This window comes from Allomuricauda sp. d1, from assembly GCF_039592695.1.
Classification (GTDB): Bacteria; Bacteroidota; Bacteroidia; order Flavobacteriales; family Flavobacteriaceae; genus Flagellimonas_A.
Genome location: NZ_JBBUTK010000001.1, coordinates 539,344 through 557,601, shown reverse-complemented (window position 1 = coordinate 557,601; position 18,258 = coordinate 539,344). Strand labels below are relative to the sequence as shown.

18 protein-coding genes are annotated in these 18,258 nt (G+C 43.0%); 13 read left to right on the top strand and 5 right to left on the bottom strand.

Annotated features, from left to right (window positions below):
- The first annotated feature begins 122 nt into the window (after positions 1-122).
- The 11 genes from AAAH86_RS02600 (at position 123) to AAAH86_RS02550 (ending at position 11,420) form a co-directional block, all read left to right on the top strand.
- Complete coding sequence (locus AAAH86_RS02600; RefSeq protein WP_343485940.1) at positions 123-3,371, top strand: hypothetical protein; 3,249 nt, start codon at positions 123-125, stop codon at positions 3,369-3,371.
- A gap of 14 nt (positions 3,372-3,385) precedes the next feature.
- Positions 3,386-5,305, top strand: a complete 1,920-nt coding sequence (locus tag AAAH86_RS02595) for an alpha/beta fold hydrolase (RefSeq protein WP_343485939.1) — start codon at positions 3,386-3,388, stop codon at positions 5,303-5,305.
- A gap of 1 nt (position 5,306) precedes the next feature.
- Positions 5,307-6,026 carry a DUF2490 domain-containing protein gene (locus tag AAAH86_RS02590; RefSeq protein WP_343485938.1) on the top strand — a complete coding sequence of 240 codons (720 nt, stop codon included), beginning with the start codon at positions 5,307-5,309 and terminating at the stop codon, positions 6,024-6,026.
- 61 nt (positions 6,027-6,087) lie between these two features.
- Complete coding sequence (locus AAAH86_RS02585) at positions 6,088-7,311, top strand: bifunctional alpha/beta hydrolase/OsmC family protein (protein WP_343485937.1); 1,224 nt, start codon at positions 6,088-6,090, stop codon at positions 7,309-7,311.
- Positions 7,312-7,313: 2 nt separating this feature from the next.
- Positions 7,314-7,796, top strand: coding sequence for a YdeI/OmpD-associated family protein (locus AAAH86_RS02580; RefSeq protein ID WP_343485936.1), 483 nt, complete (start codon positions 7,314-7,316; stop codon positions 7,794-7,796).
- A gap of 148 nt (positions 7,797-7,944) precedes the next feature.
- Positions 7,945-8,673: a hypothetical protein gene (locus AAAH86_RS02575; RefSeq protein ID WP_343485935.1), complete on the top strand. Its 729-nt coding sequence runs from the start codon at positions 7,945-7,947 to the stop codon at positions 8,671-8,673.
- Between the two features lie 81 nt (positions 8,674-8,754).
- Positions 8,755-9,285, top strand: a complete 531-nt coding sequence (locus AAAH86_RS02570; RefSeq protein WP_343485934.1) for a sigma-70 family RNA polymerase sigma factor — start codon at positions 8,755-8,757, stop codon at positions 9,283-9,285.
- Positions 9,286-10,080: an anti-sigma factor gene (locus tag AAAH86_RS02565; protein ID WP_343485933.1), complete on the top strand. Its 795-nt coding sequence runs from the start codon at positions 9,286-9,288 to the stop codon at positions 10,078-10,080.
- A 12-nt stretch (positions 10,081-10,092) separates the two neighbouring features.
- Positions 10,093-10,617 (top strand): DinB family protein, encoded by a 525-nt coding sequence (locus tag AAAH86_RS02560; RefSeq protein WP_343485932.1) that lies wholly within the window; start codon positions 10,093-10,095, stop codon positions 10,615-10,617.
- Positions 10,618-10,630: 13 nt separating this feature from the next.
- Entirely contained in the window at positions 10,631-11,200 is a 570-nt protein-coding gene (locus AAAH86_RS02555) for a cysteine hydrolase family protein (protein WP_343485931.1), read from the top strand.
- A 31-nt stretch (positions 11,201-11,231) separates the two neighbouring features.
- Positions 11,232-11,420 (top strand): hypothetical protein, encoded by a 189-nt coding sequence (locus AAAH86_RS02550; RefSeq protein ID WP_343485930.1) that lies wholly within the window; start codon positions 11,232-11,234, stop codon positions 11,418-11,420.
- On the opposite strand, the gene AAAH86_RS02545 is transcribed toward AAAH86_RS02550, so the two are convergent.
- Complete coding sequence (locus AAAH86_RS02545) at positions 11,417-12,418, bottom strand: VOC family protein (protein WP_343485929.1); 1,002 nt, start codon at positions 12,416-12,418, stop codon at positions 11,417-11,419. The genes AAAH86_RS02550 and AAAH86_RS02545 overlap by 4 nt on opposite strands.
- A complete protein-coding gene (locus tag AAAH86_RS02540; protein WP_343485928.1) occupies positions 12,415-13,215 on the bottom strand; it encodes a TIGR04283 family arsenosugar biosynthesis glycosyltransferase in 801 nt (266 codons plus the stop codon). The genes AAAH86_RS02545 and AAAH86_RS02540 overlap by 4 nt, the downstream gene beginning before the upstream one ends.
- A 123-nt stretch (positions 13,216-13,338) precedes the next feature.
- Here AAAH86_RS02540 and AAAH86_RS02535 point away from each other — a divergent pair, with 123 nt between their 5' ends.
- Entirely contained in the window at positions 13,339-14,127 is a 789-nt protein-coding gene (locus AAAH86_RS02535; protein WP_343485927.1) for a DUF547 domain-containing protein, read from the top strand.
- Between the two features lie 23 nt (positions 14,128-14,150).
- Positions 14,151-15,068 (top strand): GyrI-like domain-containing protein, encoded by a 918-nt coding sequence (locus tag AAAH86_RS02530; protein WP_343485926.1) that lies wholly within the window; start codon positions 14,151-14,153, stop codon positions 15,066-15,068.
- Positions 15,069-15,428: 360 nt separating this feature from the next.
- Here the strand turns inward: AAAH86_RS02530 and AAAH86_RS02525 are convergent, their stop codons facing one another.
- The 3 genes from AAAH86_RS02525 to AAAH86_RS02515 all read right to left on the bottom strand — a co-directional run bounded on the left by AAAH86_RS02525 (position 15,429) and on the right by AAAH86_RS02515 (position 18,222).
- Positions 15,429-16,703 carry a hypothetical protein gene (locus tag AAAH86_RS02525; RefSeq protein ID WP_343485925.1) on the bottom strand — a complete coding sequence of 425 codons (1,275 nt, stop codon included), beginning with the start codon at positions 16,701-16,703 and terminating at the stop codon, positions 15,429-15,431.
- A 94-nt stretch (positions 16,704-16,797) separates the two neighbouring features.
- Positions 16,798-17,505: a DUF4331 family protein gene (locus AAAH86_RS02520; protein WP_343485924.1), complete on the bottom strand. Its 708-nt coding sequence runs from the start codon at positions 17,503-17,505 to the stop codon at positions 16,798-16,800.
- Positions 17,506-17,529: 24 nt separating this feature from the next.
- Positions 17,530-18,222, bottom strand: a complete 693-nt coding sequence (locus AAAH86_RS02515; protein WP_343485923.1) for a DUF4331 family protein — start codon at positions 18,220-18,222, stop codon at positions 17,530-17,532.
- Positions 18,223-18,258: the final 36 nt, after the last annotated feature.

Here is an 18,258-nt window from a genome sequence, read left to right as displayed (position 1 = left end):
TCTTTTATTAATTTGACTGTAATGCAATCATTATGTTACAATCCCCTCATAATTTCCTTAACACCACATTAAGAAATACGCTAGGGCATTTAATTATCTTTAGCCAACTAATTCAACCTATGATGAAACGATTACTTCCATTGGTGCTTTTTTTGGCATCCCTTTCCTTGATTTCCCAAAAATTTGACATGACATTGATGCAAGACCTGAAACCTCGAAATATCGGCCCCGCCGGTATGAGCGGGCGGGTAACGGCCATAGGTGTGGTGACAGAAAATCCTGATGTGATGTATGTGGGTACGGCTTCAGGCGGACTTTGGAAAAGCACTTCGGGAGGCATCAAATGGGAGCCCATATTTGATAAAGAGGTGACCGCATCCATCGGAGCGGTGGCCATACAGCAATCAAACCCTTCCGTAATTTGGGTGGGTACCGGTGAGGGCAATCCACGAAACAGCTTGAACGGCGGTTACGGCATCTACAAATCTTTGGATGGTGGTAAATCATGGAAGGCTATGGGGTTGGAAAAGACCCGTCACATCCACCGCGTCATTATCGACCCCATGAATCCCGATGTGGTCTATGTCGGTGCCATTGGTTCCCCTTGGGGAGAACACCCGGAACGGGGAGTGTTTAAAACAACAGATGGCGGCGAAACTTGGGAGAAAATTCTTTTTGTCAACAACAAGACCGGGGTGGCCGATTTGGTAATGGACCCCACCAATCCCAATAAATTGATTGCCGCAATGTGGGAGCATAAACGTGACCCTTGGTTTTTTAAGTCGGGTGGTGAGGGCAGCGGACTCTACATGACCCACGACGGAGGGAAAAACTGGAAAAAACTCACTGACGAAGACGGTCTTCCCAAAGGGGATTTGGGCCGCATAGGCATTGCCATTGCCAAGAACAAGCCCAACACCATCTACGCCTTGGTCGAGGCCAAAAAAAATGCCCTCTATAAATCTGAAGACGGTGGTTTTAAATGGAAAAAAATCAACGACAAAGACGATATCGGCAACCGCCCTTTCTATTACTCTGAAATCTATGTAGATCCCGAGAACGAAAATCGGGTGTTTTCCATTTTTACATACGTCAATGTTTCCGAAGATGGAGGCAAAAATTTCAAACAATTAATGCCGGCGTACGGGGTCGATAATGGTGTGCACCCCGACCACCATGCGTGGTGGATCCATCCAGAAAATGGGCAATTTATGATTGACGGCAACGATGGGGGCATGAACATCACCAAAGATGGGGGCAAGACGTGGCGCTTTATCGGCAACTTGCCCGTGGCACAGTTCTACCATATCAGTGTCGATAATGAATTTCCGTACAATGTCTATGGTGGCATGCAAGACAACGGTTCATGGCGTGGTCCCGCCTACGTCTGGCGTGCACAGGGCATTCGCAACAGTTATTGGCAAGAGATTGCTTTTGGGGATGGCTTTGACGTGGTACCCGATAAAGACGACAGCCAATTTGGCTATGCGATGAGTCAGCAGGGTTTTGTCTCCCGCTATGATTGGAAAACGGGCAACAATTATATTGTGCGCCCTACCCCACCGGATGCTGACACCAAGCTTCGCTTTAACTGGAATGCGGGCATCGGGCAAGACCCGTTTGACAATAGTACTGTGTATTTTGGCAGCCAGTTTGTGCATAAATCAACGGATAAGGGCCTGACTTGGGAAGTCATTTCGCCCGACCTGACCACCAACGACCCTGAAAAACAGAAGCAAAGTGAAAGTGGTGGCTTGACCATGGATGCCACAGGCGCAGAAAACCATTGTACGATTTTGGTCATCGAACCTTCTGAGGTTGAAAAAAATATGCTTTGGGTCGGCACAGACGATGGTCGCGTGCATTATACCCAAAACGGCGGACAAAACTGGATTGAGGTCACTGCAAACATCAAAGGATTACCCACTGGCAGTTGGATTGCCCAGATAAAGGCCTCAAAAAACCGTAAAGGTGAAGCTTTACTGATTGCCAACGATTATCGAAGGTTCAATTATACGCCCTATGCCTATCGCACCAAAGACTATGGCAAAACGTGGTCGCGTATTGTCGATGGTAATGGTGTGGAAAGTTATACACTCTCCATTATCGAAGACCCCGAAAATTCGAATCTGGTGTTTTTAGGAACAGATGACGGACTATATATTTCCTTCGATGCTGGAAATAGCTGGACGAAGTGGAACGAAGGCTATCCGACGGTGTCGACGAAAGATTTGGCCATCCATCCAAGGGAACACGATCTGGTCATCGGCACGTTTGGCCGTGCCGCTTGGGTGTTGGATGATATCCGTCCGTTGCGGAAATTGGCAAATGATATGTCAGTACTTGAAAAAGAAGTGGCACTGTTTGAAAGTCCAGATGCATACCTCGCTGCCTACCAACAGGCCACAGGCAGTCGCTTTGGTGGTGATGCCCTCTACAACGGTGAAAATCGTGAAGACGGGGCCATGATTACGTATTATTTGAAGGAGGGAAAGAAAGACATGAAGAAAGAAGGGATTGCTTCACAAGCTCGCAATGGTGATGATGGAGGTGATACCAAAGAAGGTACTGAATCTGAAGAAGTTGCTTCACAAACTCGCGACGGGGTACAGAAAAAAGATTCCATTCAGTTTGATTTTTATGATGGAAACCGTTTGATACGAACTTTGAAATATAAAACACCCGAGAAGAAAGGGTTCCATAGAATCTATTGGGGGTTGGATGAAAAAGGGCCCGAAAGGCCATCGCGTAAAATCGAGAAGTCGAAAAAAGAGCCAGACGGCACCGATGTCAAGCCAGGAACCTATAAGGTAAAGGTTACTTTCGGTGAAAGCACTGATTCCACTACGGTAACGGTAAAAACCGACCCAAGATTGGATGTTTCCACCGCGGCTTTAAATGAAGTGTATGAGACCCAAAAACAGTTGGAGGGCTATACCCAAACCGCTGCAGATGCTGTAAAGCAGTTGGTCGAGAGCAAAGATTTGGCCAATGACTTCCAAAAGAAAATGAAAAAGATGGATAAAGAACAATACGAAGACCAAATCAAGGCCTCGGCAGCCATCGTAAAACAAATCGACAGTGTTATCGCGCTCTATCTGGGCAAAGACGACAAGCGACAGGGCATTACGCGAAATCCTGAGGTAACGGTGATGCTACGATTGAACACCGCAGGTTTCTACGTAGGGTCTCGAAAAAATGGTATTACCGAAACCGAAAGGCGATTGGTTCGTTTTGCGGAAGAAGAACTGAAATCAGCTTTAGACAAGACCAATACTTTCTTTAACGAAAAATGGAAATCCTATCGTGAATCGATTGAAAGTTTGGATTTGTCGCCATTTAAAGAAACGGAACTATTTAGTATCGATTAAAAAACACAGACATCATGAAAAAAATCATCCTATTGACAACAATTGCCCTTGTCTGGGCCTGCAAGGAAGAAAAGGCAGCACCCGGCATCGTCGAGACAATGAAAACCTATACCATCGGGCAAATGATGGACAATGAGGCCATTGGTGGTGGTAGTTTTTCTCCCGACAATTCAAAGTTATTGATTTCGAGCAATCGTTCGGGCATTTACAACATGTATACCATTCCCGTTTCAGGTGGTGAACCCATGCCCGTGACCGAATCTGATAGCTCATCTGTTTTTGCCATCTCCTATTTCCCAAAAGATGAGCGCATGCTCTTCAGGATGGACAACAACGGTGACGAAATCTATCAAATTTATTTGAGGGATGTTGATGGAAGCCACAAGAACCTGACACCCGACGAAGGTGCACGCTCCCTCTTTTATCGTTGGGCCGATGATGACCAAAGCTTTTTTTATGGCTCCAACAAACGCGATAGTCGTTATATGGACCTTTACGAAATGGATCTCGAAACCTTTGAGCCGAAGTTGATCTATCAAAATGATGACGGTTATAATATGAATGCCATATCTCACGACGAAAAATACCTGGCCCTCAGCAAATCGATAAACACCAATGACAGTGACCTTTTTCTATATGATTTGGAAACAAAGGAAATGACCAAAATCAACGAAAACCAGAGCAGTAACAACGGGCAAGATTTTTCACCAGACGGAAAATTTTTCTACTACTCTACCGATGATGGCAACGAATTTTCATATATCATGAAGTATAATCTAGAGGATGGCACCGCCAAAGTTGCCATGGAACGTGATTGGGATATTATGGGCATGTACTTTACCGACAATGGCACGTATCAGGTAACCTATATCAACGAAGATGCGAAAAACGTGATTGAAGTTAGGGATATGGTAAAAGAGGAGCATGTTGACCTCCCCTCCTTTGAAAATATGGATATCACAAGTGTCGGCTTTTCAGATGACGAGACCCTGATGCGTTTTTATGCAGGCGGTTCGCATACCCCTTCGAACCTGTACGTCTACAATCTAGAGAACAAAGAGCAAAGAAAATTGACCGATGTGCTAAATCCAGAGATTCAGCCCCAAGATTTGGTAACGGCAGAAGTGATTCGTTATAATTCGTTTGATGGGGTTGAAATTCCTGCCATTTATTACAAGCCGCATCAGGCATCAGAAGAAAATCCCGCTCCCGCTTTGGTTTGGGTACATGGCGGTCCAGGTGGGCAGTCCAGACAAAATTTTAGTTCGCTCATTCAATACCTTGTCAACCATGGGTACGCAATTTTGGCCGTCAATAACCGCGGAAGTAGTGGTTACGGCAAGACTTTTTACCAAATGGATGACCTCAACCACGGCGACAAAGATTTGAAAGACTGTGTGGAAGGAAAAAATTGGTTGGCCGAACAGCCAGAAATTGATGGTGACAAAATCGGGATTATTGGTGGATCCTACGGTGGCTACATGACCATGGCTGCCTTGACCTATACCCCAGAGGAATTTGATGTGGGCGTCAATATTTTTGGTGTGACCAACTGGATTCGCACCCTTAGAAGCATTCCACCATGGTGGGAATCATTCAAAGATGCACTCTACAAAGAATTGGGCGATCCGAACAGTTCCGATTCCGTACGCTTGCGTGAAATCTCCCCTTTGTTTCACACCGACAAAGTGACCAAACCCCTCATGGTACTTCAGGGTGCACAAGACCCAAGGGTATTACAGGTTGAGTCAGATGAGATAGTGGCCGGTGTCAAAAAGAACGGGGTACCCGTTGAATATGTCTTGTTTGATGACGAAGGGCACGGTTTTGTCAAAAAAGAAAATCAGATAAAGGCCTACAGTAAGATTCTAGAATTTTTGGATGTCTACCTTAGGGAAGACCAAGGTGAACCCATTAAAGACGGTGATTTATAATATGAGACATTTTTTTGCTGGTGCTGTTCTTCTACTGATGACCTCAATGGGAGTTGCCCAACAACCCGGTGAGGGCGAAACCGGAATTTGGTATATGTATTTTGGTATGAACAAAGTTTCGGAACGGTGGAGTGTCCACACCGAGGCGCAGTTTCGTTACTTCGAAACCAGTTCAAATTTCAATCAACTACTATTGCGAACAGGGGCAAACTACCATATCAATCCCAATGCGATTGCCACTTTGGGGTACGCCTTTATCGAGACCGACGGTACTTTTCAAGATAATCCGAGCAGGGCCAACTCAAAAGAAAACCGAATCTTTCAGCAGTTTATTTTAAGGGATAAGGTTTGGGAATTTCTTTTTGAACATCGCTACCGATTGGAACAACGCTTTATATCTCAAACAGATATTCTCAGCGACCCCGAACAAGATTTATCTAGAACCGAACATCGCGCTCGGTATCGCTTACAGGTAATGCTGCCCTTGACCGATACGTTCTTTTTGAATTTTTATGATGAGATTTTTATCAACCTTCAAGACAATCTTTTTGACCAAAATCGATTGTACGGAGCTTTTGGCATCAATATCACAGAAAATAGCAGTTTGCAGCTGGGGTGGCTGCGAAATCAATTTTCAAGTATGGTTTTTGACCGTTTTCAGATAGGATTCTTTTACAATCCCGACTTAAGAGGTATCTTTAAAAGGAAGGTTAAAAGTTAATGGTTAAAGGTTATTAGTAAAACCACCAATAACCATTAACAAATAACTATTAGCTTACACCATGGGCATCCAAAAAATAGAATTCAAGAATAAGGAAGGTCAAAAATTGGTAGGCCGTTTAGAGCTGCCCGTTGACCGTCACCCGCACAATTATGCACTGTTTGCACACTGCTTCACGTGTACCAAAAATCTCTCTGCGGTGCGCAACATAAGCAAAGCGCTTACCTCAAACGGATTTGGTGTTCTCCGCTTCGATTTTACGGGACTGGGCGAAAGTGAAGGTGATTTTGCCGATACCAATTTTTCGGGCAATGTGGCAGATTTGGTGGCTGCTTCAGACCATTTAAAAGAAAACTACAATGCACCTACCCTGCTTATTGGTCATTCATTGGGTGGTTCAGCGGTGATTTTTGCGGCAGCCGAGATTGATTCCGTCAAGGCCATTGCCACTGTTGGCGCACCCTCGAATCCGGTTCATGTGAAACATCTTTTAAAAAGTGGGATAGACGAAATCAAGGAAACCGGAAAGGCAGTGGTCAACCTCAGCGGACGTGATTTTACCATTAAAAAGCAATTTTTGGATGATTTGGAGACCAAATCCCTGCCTGAAACGGTAAAAACTCTCCGAAAACCATTGCTTATCATGCACTCCCCACAAGACGACACCGTAGGAATCAAGAATGCAGAAGAAATTTATGTTGCTGCCCATCACCCCAAAAGTTTCGTTTCGTTGGATGGGGCCGACCACCTGCTTTTCAACAAAGAAGACTCACTTTATGTGGGTCAGGTAGTTTCAGGATGGGCCAAACGGTATTTGAACGTTGAGGAAAAGGTTGATGCTTCCCTTAAAACCAAGCATCAGGTAGCGGCCAGTCTAAATGAGGCCGAAGGCTTCACCACCCAAATGAAAGTGGGCAGCCATTATATGTTGGCCGATGAACCATTGGATGTTGGTGGCAACAATTTTGGTCCGACGCCCTATGAATTGGTTTCCGCAGGGCTATCCGCCTGTACAGCCATGACGATTCAGATGTATGCTCGACACAAAAAATGGGCTGTTGAGAATGTGGAAGTACACACCTCTTACGACAAAAAACATGCGCAAGATTGTGAAAACTGTGAAGAAGATTCGGCCAAAATCGACACTTTTGAGCGCGAAATCAAATTGACCGGTGATTTGGATGAAAAACAGAAAAACCGCATTTTACAGATTGCGGATAAATGCCCCGTTCACAGAACGCTGCACAGTGAAACCCAAATCATTACAAAATTGATTGATAGCTGAGAATGAAGAGTCCTGTTTTTGAAGTGGCCGTGCAAGGCACCCACAGTATTGCACTACCGAACGAAATTGTTTCTCCTTTTTTGGAAAACGGACAAAAACGGGTGAAAGTAATCGCCAGCTTTGAAGGAAAATCATTGGAATTCTATGCCGCACTGACCAAATATCATGGGCAGTACACCATGATGTTCAGTAAGAACAAACAGAAAGAACTCGGTATCTTTCCCAACGACTATTTTCAGTTGCAATTTTTTGAGGATACTTCTAAATATGGGGTTGACGTACCCGAAGAATTGGAAGCGGTGCTCATGGGCGATTATGAGGCCTTTACAATCTTTGAGTCGTTCACCAAAGGCAAACAACGTGGCATTATCTATATGATTTCACGATTTAAAGATTCGCAGAAGCGTATCGACAAATCCATTTTGCTTTGCGAAAACCTAAAAAGGGGCGTTCGAGACAATAAGCAATTGCTGCAATCATTCTAGCGAATGGGTTGATATGACCTCAAATATTGGTTAACTTTAAGGCATAAACCTAAAAACACTTACAATGAAAAAATTAATAGCACTGCCCTTATGTCTAATGCTACTTATTTCCTTTAGCTGCAAACAAACAAAAAAGGATGGGGACACTATGGATTCTGATACTATGGATGAAGATTCTCAAGAGGTGAAAGCCGCCATTTCCTTGACTAAATTAGAAGGCTCTCCGGCATACTCAGATGCTGAATTGGTATTGGATGCACCGGCAAATACTACCATTGCGCAAAGTGGTGAAGTTGATTTTAATTTCACGGTGAACAACTATGAATTGGGAGCGCAGACAGAGAGTACCAATGCTGAAAAATTGGCCAATTCCGGTAAGGGACAGCATATCCATTTCATTTTGAACAACCAACCCTATTCAGCCCATTATGTACCTAGTTTTAAAAAGGAAATTCCAGATGGGGTGCATCATCTCGTGGCTTTTTTGAGCCGTTCGTATCACGAATCGGTAAAAAATGAGAATTCAGTGGTCGTTAGAAAAATGGAGATTGGCTCCAATCCGGAAGACACCCAAGGTCTGGATATGGAAGCCCCCACTTTGATCTACAGTCGTCCGAAAGGAGAATATTCCGGAAAAGATACGGAGAATCTCATGTTGGATTTTTTCGTGTTGAATACAACGCTCTCAGAAAATGGCAACAAAGTACGGGCCACCGTCAACGGTGAGGAATTTATGCTAACAGAATGGGCTCCCTATGTTATAAATGGATTGCCGATGGGAGAAGTGAACATTCAATTGGAACTTATTGATAGTGATGGCAATCTTATCGATGGCCCTTTCAACAAGGTTAACCGCAGTGTGATGTTAAAGCCTTAAACCCACCCGAAAAGACACAAAATTAAAATTGAAAAAAGCTGCCCATGGGGTAGCTTTTTTTATATTTATAGCTGAATAGCTATGGATTTAGACCTCCTTTTAAAACGTTTTCAGAACAAAGACATGGGTGCCTTTGAAAAACTGCACGATATGTATGCCGAAAATATCTGTGGAGTGATCTATACCATCGTCAGAAACCATGAACGCTCGAAAGAAATCTGTCAAGATGTGTTTCTAAAAATCTGGAACCATGCCGAAAGTTACGATGCATCCAAGGGAAGATTCTTTACATGGATTTTAAATATCGCCCGTAACGCTGCCATCGATGAAGTGCGTTCCAAAACCCACAAACAGCAAAAGAAGAACCTGCAAGTAGATTACTTCGTAGGTATTGTTGAAGGTGGTGAGAGTATGGATTCTCGTATTGATGCCATCGGACTCAGAAAATTATTGATAGGACTCAAAGAGAAATGCACCCAAATCATAGAATTGCTGTATTTCAAAGGTTTTACCCAAAAGGAGGCGGCCAAAGAACTTGATATTCCCATCGGTACGGTAAAAACAAGAAATAGAAACTGTATCGGTAAGATTCGAGAAAACATGAAGCTATAAATGGATATCGAAAAGTACATAGCGTCAGGTATTCTGGAACTGTACGTTGCAGGATTGCTCTCTGAAAAAGAAAATTCAGAGGTGCACGGCTATGCCATGCAATTTCCTGAAATAAAAGCTGAAATTGAGGCCATTGAAAACGCTGTTCTAGCTGTAAGCAAAACTGTTTCTCCAGGGTTGGATGCCGATAATTTTGAACAAATAACGTCACGAATGGGCAAAGTGGTTGATATGAGACCCAAGACGCCCGCCAGAAAATCAGCATGGCCAAGCTATCTGGGCTGGGCCGCATCATTGTTACTGGCAGTTGGATTGGTTTGGATATACCTTGAGAACAATCAACTGAAATCAGAAATCGAAGTCATTTCCTCAGAAAAAGAGTCGCTCGAAGAACGAATGATCGACATACGCAATGAAGTTGCCAATACCGAAGAAATTCTGAACGAGCTGCGTGACCAAAATGTGGCCGTGGTAGCTTTGGGGGGGCAAACAGTTTCTCCTGAATCCTATGCAAAAGCCTATTGGAACAAAGAAGCGCAAAAAGTCTATATCGATGCCCAAGGCCTGCCCGAACCGCCGCCTGGATATGCCTATCAGGTCTGGTCCTTGAAATTAGATCCATTGACCCCAACAAGTATCGGTCTGTTGGATGATTTTGCCAACAACGACAAACGTTTGTTTGAACTGCCCAACCCCAACGAATCTGAAGCTTTTGGTATTACCTTGGAGCCTGAAGGCGGTAGCGAAACTCCGACGTTGGAACAGCTCTATACGCTGGGTGCGGTGGCTTCTTAAAGGTTTTCAACCATGATCTTCAATCTTAACAAAGCTGTTGCTGTTTTAACCCGGACCCCAAAAGTTTTGTATTGCTTATTATCAGATTTACCAGAAGAATGGACGCATCAAAATGAAGGGCCAAACACATGGAGTCCATACGATATAGTAGGCCATCTAATACATGGAGAGCAAACTGATTGGTTAGTCAGAACCAAAATTATTTTGAGCAATGCTTCGGATAAGACCTTTACTCCATTTAATCGTTTTGCCCACTTTGAAAATAGCAAGGGAAAAAGTCTAGAAAGTCTATTACAAGAATTTGAGGGCTTGCGAAATATAAACCTAGATCAGCTGATGCAGCTTAACCTTTCCACGGCTGATTTGGATAAAGAAGGAACGCATCCAGAGTTGGGGCAAGTAAAGCTTAAAGAGCTTTTGGCCGCATGGGTGGCCCATGATCTTGGGCATATTGTCCAGATTTCCAGGGTCATGGCCAAACAATACAAAAGCGAAGTAGGCCCTTGGACACAGTATATAACCGCACTGAAGCAATGAAAAAGGAATTCCAATGAAGAAACCTGCGCTTCTGCTTATCGACATCCAAAAAGGATTGGATGAATGGGATTTCTACGGCGGTCATCGCAACAATCCACAGGCGGAAGAAAATGCTGCACGAATTTTGGAAGCTTTTCGTGAAAACGACTTTTTCATCTTTCATGTGCGGCACAGTTCGAAAAATCCTGAATCACCGTTGCATGTCTCAAAACCGGGTTTTGAAATCAAAGATGGCGTAAAACCATTATCCACTGAACCTTTGTATACCAAGAATGTCAACAGTGCTTTTATCGGCACTGATTTAGAGGCAGATTTGATGAAGGATGGCATCAAAATGTTGATAATCGTCGGGCTGACCACCAATCATTGTATCTCGACCAGCGTGCGAATGGCCGCCAACTTGGGGTTTGAAACCATTCTAATATCTGATGCCACCGCTGCTTTTGATATGGTCGGGGTTGACGGAACGAAATTCAATGCCGAGTTGATGCACCAAACTGCACTTGCCAGTCTTAAAGATGAGTTTGCCACAATAATGGATGCGAAAACAATTCTCGAGGAATTACAAAAAAACCTATCTTAATCCGCAAATAACCATTACAACGTTTGCAATTATGGATTTAAAGAAACTTTTTGGCACCATCCTAACTTTATTGGGTATTGGGGGCCTCATCTACACCGCCATCATGTTTGTCAACGAGACTGGCACCACCAAAATGCTGGCCGTCTATGGCATTCTTGGCGCTATATTTTTCTTTTCTGGGGTTGGATTGATTCGAAATACCTCGAAGAGCAGCAGCTAAACTTTCAGGTCTTTTCGCATTCTGTGAAATCGAAGTGTTTTTACCATCCAGTTGGGCAGGGGTTTTTCAGGATTCCTTTTTTTTAGATTGATGTAAAGACCAAGTGGCTTGAATATGGGCACTTTATGGGTTTCGACCAGTTCAATCAAAGTACCATCAGGGTCTTCAACGTAGCCAAACCGTCCTGCTGCTTTGCCCATATCAAAACTATCGGCACTGTCTACCTTAAAATCATGGCCAATGGCTTTGGCTCTTGACTTAAGGCAATCCATTCCAGAGATATCAAAACAGAGATGGATGTAGCCCAAATCGCCCCATAACCGATTTTCATAAATTTTATTGGGGGTTCTATCCAACACCTGTATAAGTTCAATTTCGCAAGGGCCCAACAGTTTGCCAAATCCGCCTACTTTTCGACCATTATGACCCAATATCACCCTCCTGAATTTTGAATTTCCACCAGGGATATATCCAAAATCTTGAAAAACGCCAATATCATCGTTCTTGATGTTGTCAAAGCCCAAAACCTCTTGGTAAAATTTTAGGGAACGCTGCATATTCGAAACTCCGATTATGGCGCCCATTACACCGCCCGAGTTTTGATTTGAATTGCAAAAGATATGCTCGCTGTAGGTCCACTGCATCCAGTTATGCCACGGCCCTTGTGCCAGCTTTCGGTGATATTCAGGGTTTGTATGCCGTAATTTCATGGCGTTGATACCCAAATCACCCCATTGAAATGCTTTTTTCTGAGGTTCGGGATCCCGGTCTGAAAACTGCCAAATCTCGAGTCCACCCCCACCCTGCATGTTCATGGCCAACAGCGCATGTCGGTTCATAATTTCTCCGTTGGTATACGCTGTCATCAAAGAAGCCGGTGCCACATCCTCAAAAACCAAAATATCAAAACCCCGATTTTTTCGATACCAATTGAAGACCTCACGTGCGTTTGAGACCCCAATGCCTATCTGCTGTATGCCATTGATGATGTAGCTCAAGTTGGTGGGTTTTGATAGTCTAATCGCAATAGGCGATTATGCAGTGATTTCAATTTTTTTGGTGCGAAGCCCATCTTAAAGAGAACGACCAACAAAAAATTGGAAAGATTGACCCGTACATACGAATTATGCTTGTATTTTCTTGCAGAGACCACCAAATCGTTGTCAATGATGGTATACCGTGCCCCAGCGGATTTCATCCGTTTAAAAAACTCAAAGTCTTCCATCAGCACTTGGTTTCCATCAAAACCTTCCAACTTTTCAAAAACTGATTTTTTGATAAAAAGGCATTGGTCACCGCCCCCTGTGAAAATTCCGTCTTTTTTGGTGAACGAGGCATTTATCCGCAATAAAAAACTATCGGTATCAAATCGGTACGAAAAAAAACCGGCATCAAATCCTGATTGTATGGTTTTTTGTATGTCGGAAAAAAATGTTTTTGGTGGTATCACATCAGCGTGCAAAAAAGCCAATATGTTTCCTTTTGCCACTGTTGCCCCATCGTTCATCTGATGTGCCCTGCCCTTTTTTCCATTGCACAAAACCACGACATCATCCATTCCGTGACCACACTCTGAATAGTCTTCTGTGCAAGCACCTGTACTTATGATAATCTCAAAATCATGGCCCTTGCCGATTTTATGTAGATACGGCAATAATCTCGACAAGTTGGGCTTTTCGTTGTAAACAGGAATGATAACACTGACCAAAATACAGGTGTTTTTATGGATTATTCGATAATCGAGGTTTGAAATGTACCGATAGTTTTTTATTAACGCCTTGTAGGTATGCCCCAAGGTGGTTTACTTACGTAGTTTTGCAACAAAGGGTTTTTTCCATTGAAAGTAAAAATGCGACTTTTCGACCAAACCCACAATTCCAATCTTTCGTATATAGCGGTGAACTACAAAACAATTATCATGAGAATCAATTTATTGGCCCTATCGTTGGTCTTGCTTTTTAGCTGTTGTAAGGTAAAAGAGGCGCCGTTGGGCAAACAAACCGCGACAACCACAGATTTTAACGAGCTTTCTGAAACGTTTCTATCGAACATAAAAAATGGAACGGACACCAAATCAATTCAAGAAAAACTTGCCAATACCTCTTTGGAAGAGCTGGAAAATGCCCTCACCACTGATGCACAGCGCTATGCGTTTTGGGTCAACATCTACAACGCCTACATACAGGTCATTTTGCAAGAACATCCTGAATATTATGATGACCGTAGGGATTTCTTCTCCAGGGAACAAATCGATATTGCAGGCGAAACGGTTTCTTTCGCAAAGATAGAGCATGGTATCATCAGAAAATCACAATGGGAACTTGGTTTGGGGTACTTTAGAAAATGGTTTCCTGACAAGTTTGAACGGAAGCTGAGGGTCAAGAAACGGGATTACCGCATCCATTTTGCGCTGAACTGTGGTGCAAAAGACTGTCCGCCAGTGGCCATCTACACCCCAAAACGTATCGATGGACAATTGAACAAAGGCTCTGAAATGTATCTTAAGAGAACGTCTGATTACAACAGCGAAACCAAAGTTGCTTCGGTCACTTCATTGTTCAGTTGGTTTCGCGGTGATTTTGGCGGTAAGAGCGGTGCCAAAAAGATTCTTGAGGAATATGACGTCATACCCGACACCAAGGGCGTGGATTTAAAATACAAAAACTACAACTGGACACTTGATTTGAATAATTTTATTGATCTATAATCAAGTTTTACGAAATTTGATAAATGCCCACAACGGATAAAAGAATACAAGCAGATTACAGAAATCGAATCAATCGAGTTTTTGAATTCATTGAAGAAAACCTTGATTCAGATTTGTCTTTGACCACCCTTTCAGATATTGCTTTTTTCTCACCTTTCCATTTTCACCGAGTATTCAAATTTGTGGCCGGAGAAACTCTAAATGAATATATATCAAGGAAGAGAATTGAAAAATCGGCTTTAGACTTGTTGCACAAAAGCATCACAGCAACTGAAATTGCCCACCGATATGGATTTAGTAATATTTCTTCCTATTCCAGAGCTTTCAAAAAGTATTTCGGAGTGAGTCCAACTGGATTTAAAAAACAAAATCCCTACAAGCATAGCAAGATTCGTCAACTCGATAGCAAGAATGAACAAGGGCATCCTAATTTCGAAAAATATATTTGCATCATCAATAATCTTAATAATTGGATACAGATGAACGCAAAAATTGAAATCAAAGAAATGCCCATGATGGATGTAGCTTATGTAACCAGTATTGGTCCTCAAAACCTTGAAAGTGCCTATAAAAAACTAATACAGTGGGCAACACCAAAAGGACTAATAAATGAGCATACAAAAATGATAACGATTTATCATGACAGTTTTAAAGTAACCCAAGCCAATAAGGTCAGGATGAGTGCTTCAATTTTGCTCAACAAGAAAATTGAAACAGCCGGGGAAGTCGCTCAAAACACTATCAATGGTGGAAAATTTATAGTTGGAAGTTTTGAAATTGGGCTGGAAGAATTTGAAAAATCGTGGACCGGGTTATTCCTATGGATGAATGAGAATGGTTATCAAAAAGCCAACAGCGAACCTTTTGAGATATACCACAACAATTTCAACGAACATCCTGAACGCAAGGCAATTGTTGATTTTTACATTCCAATTCAATAAAGTAATGATTTGAAATGGTTATATGACAAAGGGTGTTCGATCAATCCAATGGCCATAAACTATACCTAATTCATGTAAAGAGACTTAATATTATGCTTTGGAATTCTCTAGGCATTTTTTTAACGATTGGTGAGCTGTAAACGTTTTGACCAATGAAGCTACAATCGCTACAGCCCATAAAGTAAATAAAATATAATCCATGCTGTAGATTTGGTACAATACTTACGAAGTGACCGCAACATGGGTTTTACCAAAAAACGAATTAACAAGGGCTTTCAACGAGAAAAGCCCTGACAGAATTGTCAGGGCTCAACTCAAAAAACAACTGAACATCCAAACACTTGGGTTCTTTTATTGTTGCTATAAATTCAGTATTTCAGCTTCTGAGGAAGGCCCCAATTCGTAAACCGCACCCATCAACTCTTGTTTCAGGGCAGTTACTTTTTCAAATTCTCGATTGGCCTTGTACACTTTTGCAACGTTCAACAAAATACCCGGTTCAAAAGTCTGGCCCACAATATATTTTTCAACCAATTCAAGTGCCTTGGCTTTGTCTCCGCTCTTCAGGTAACTGTGTGCCAATGCGTTATAGGATTCAGGGGTAGGCCTGTTTTCAACCTCTTTAGAAGCTAGATGTAGTGCCCTGTCATATTGTTGGGTATGGCTGAGGTATAACTCAATATTGTGCATGTTGTACATATCGCCATACGCTACGTTGGATGCCTGCTTGTAAAACTCGTCAAGGTTTTTGATGCGCTCATTTTCCTTGCCCATAAAAGCTGCAATCTCGGCTTTGAGCAAATAATAATCAGGTGATTGGTGCGATTGCGTCACAGCATCTAAAATCCGTAGGGCTTCGACGCTATTCTTTTCGTGTGAAAACACAATCCATGCGATGCCTTTCTTGGCATAGGCATTCTGGGGGTCTAAGCTAAGAGCCTTTAAATAATGTCGGTATGAATCGTCAATCCTGCCCGCATGGCCATAATAATCTGCCAAGTTGGTATATGACCATAGCTTCAGATTCTTGCTGTTGGACGATTCGGCTTTTTTCTTGGCTTTTTCCATAAAACGTATGGTGCTGTCCAAATCGCCCTTGTAGTCACTCCACTTCGCAATTCGAATCAAGAAACCGAAGCTTGACATGTCTTTTATACTGTCGAGATATTTTTCGGCAAGCCCATAATTGCCTAACTCCATGTGTACATCAAACAAAAGGCTTTGCGTGTCTTTTTTGCCTCCACCGATGCTGTCCGCCAATTGGGCCATCTGCAGCGCTTCTTTAAATCGATGCTGCGAAATATAATTTCTTGCCAAAGCCCTGGCGTAGCCTTCTTTATTGATATTGGCAATGTTCACGGCTTTTTGCAATGCTTTTTCAGCCTTTTTTAAATAGGTGATGTCTCCCGTACTCTTAAAAAATCGGTTGTACTCACTTGCGACGTGCCCAAAACTCATCAATTGTAGGCTATCGGGTTTGATTTTTGTGTTCCACAGCTCAAAATATTTTGAGGTGGTATTTGGATCGGCCACGGCCAAGTACTCATTGTAGTCTTCTGAATCGGTGACTTGTCGCCCTTCTTTTCCGCAAGACAGCATGAATACTACCGCTATTAGAGTTACTATATGTTTCATCTTGTTCAATTGTTTGTTCAAATTCAGTGTTGTCTTTAAAATGGAAGAGGGCATCAAACCCTCTTCCATATTCCCTTTTTCATAGCATTACATCCTACTCTGGATCACCGACATAAGGGAATGTTGTCAAAATATCGGCCGTAAGCCCGACCCCGTCACTGGTCAATTGGGGCGTACCATTGTTGCCATCAAAACGATTGCCTTCCATACCGCCAAAGAAAAGAATGAGGGATACATCGATGATATCATCCTGTAACGTTCTTCCGGTCAATGCAACCTCGTCACCATCTAAAGTCAACGGATTGTCATCACCATCGTTATCCTCACCGGGATTGAAATAGGTGGTGGGCACATCTGGAGCTACTTCCAATACATCTGCCGCCAATACCGTGGTCAATGTCGCAGCGTCAAGCCCCAAAATGTTGGCTTCATAGTTCACATCAGCTGGGTCAGCCCCCAATTTCATGGCATACACATCGTGGTATTGTTCCAGTCTCGCCTCAAAATCGGCTTGAAATGTTGCCACCATTTCTGAAGGTATTGCCACATTATGGGCATCTTTGATATCGCCACCGGCACTCAAGGTGGTATTGATTCCTGGTCTTCCCATAAAATCGACTTGTGCGAAAGTGCCGCTAAAGTCAGGGTCCATACCGGTCATGTCATCATCCATCATACCGTCATCTTCCATTCCCATCATATCATCATCCATCATGGGTTCATTGTCATCGTTGTTACAGGCAGCAATGGCAACTACGACCACCATTGTCAAGAACAGCTGTTTTATCTTATTGAATATCATGTTATCTATTTTTTGTTTGGATTATTACTGTTTTCTGTTTGTGGTGACCCAAGTATTGTACACGGTCACGCCTAGTGCATTGGTCGCTGTCGTTGTACCGAGCAAACTATTGGGCAGCTCAACCACTATCGATAAGGTGTTAGCGCCATCAAAGGTATCTTCCGCCTCATCTGGAGGTAAAAATCCGCTTGGCGCAGAATTCACATCAGGGTCGATGACCGCGTTGAACTGAAAAAAGTCAAAGAAGAAAGGATCTTGTCGCGGACCTGCAAACAAAGAAACACCATTATCGGTGGTCTCGGTAATGGCAGTATTCGCTGAAATCTCCACATCACCCAAAGGCATATCGGTCAAAACCTGACTTGAAAGACCGGTTTGTGAGGGTGTTGCAGGGCCAAAAAAGTACATGCGTCCATCTCTTGGTATCGCTTGGATCACCAAATCTTCAACCAAATCATCGTCGGTGTCAATGTTGATTTCGGTCAATACGTCTTCATCAAAGGTACCGTAGGCCAAATCAGGCAACACATCGGATTGCAAATCGACCACAAATACCGTGTTATCTGAACCCTCAGTAGGTTCAAAAGCAAAGAAATCAGCAATATCTGCTGTAGTACCCATAGAAGATGGGGCATCAATATGGTCTGCTGCGATAAAGATGGCTGTTGCCACCACTATTGCACCAAGGCCCACAAAAATCTGTTTTGTTTTTTTCATTTTTAGATGTTTTACATTGTTATATGCCTTACCTAC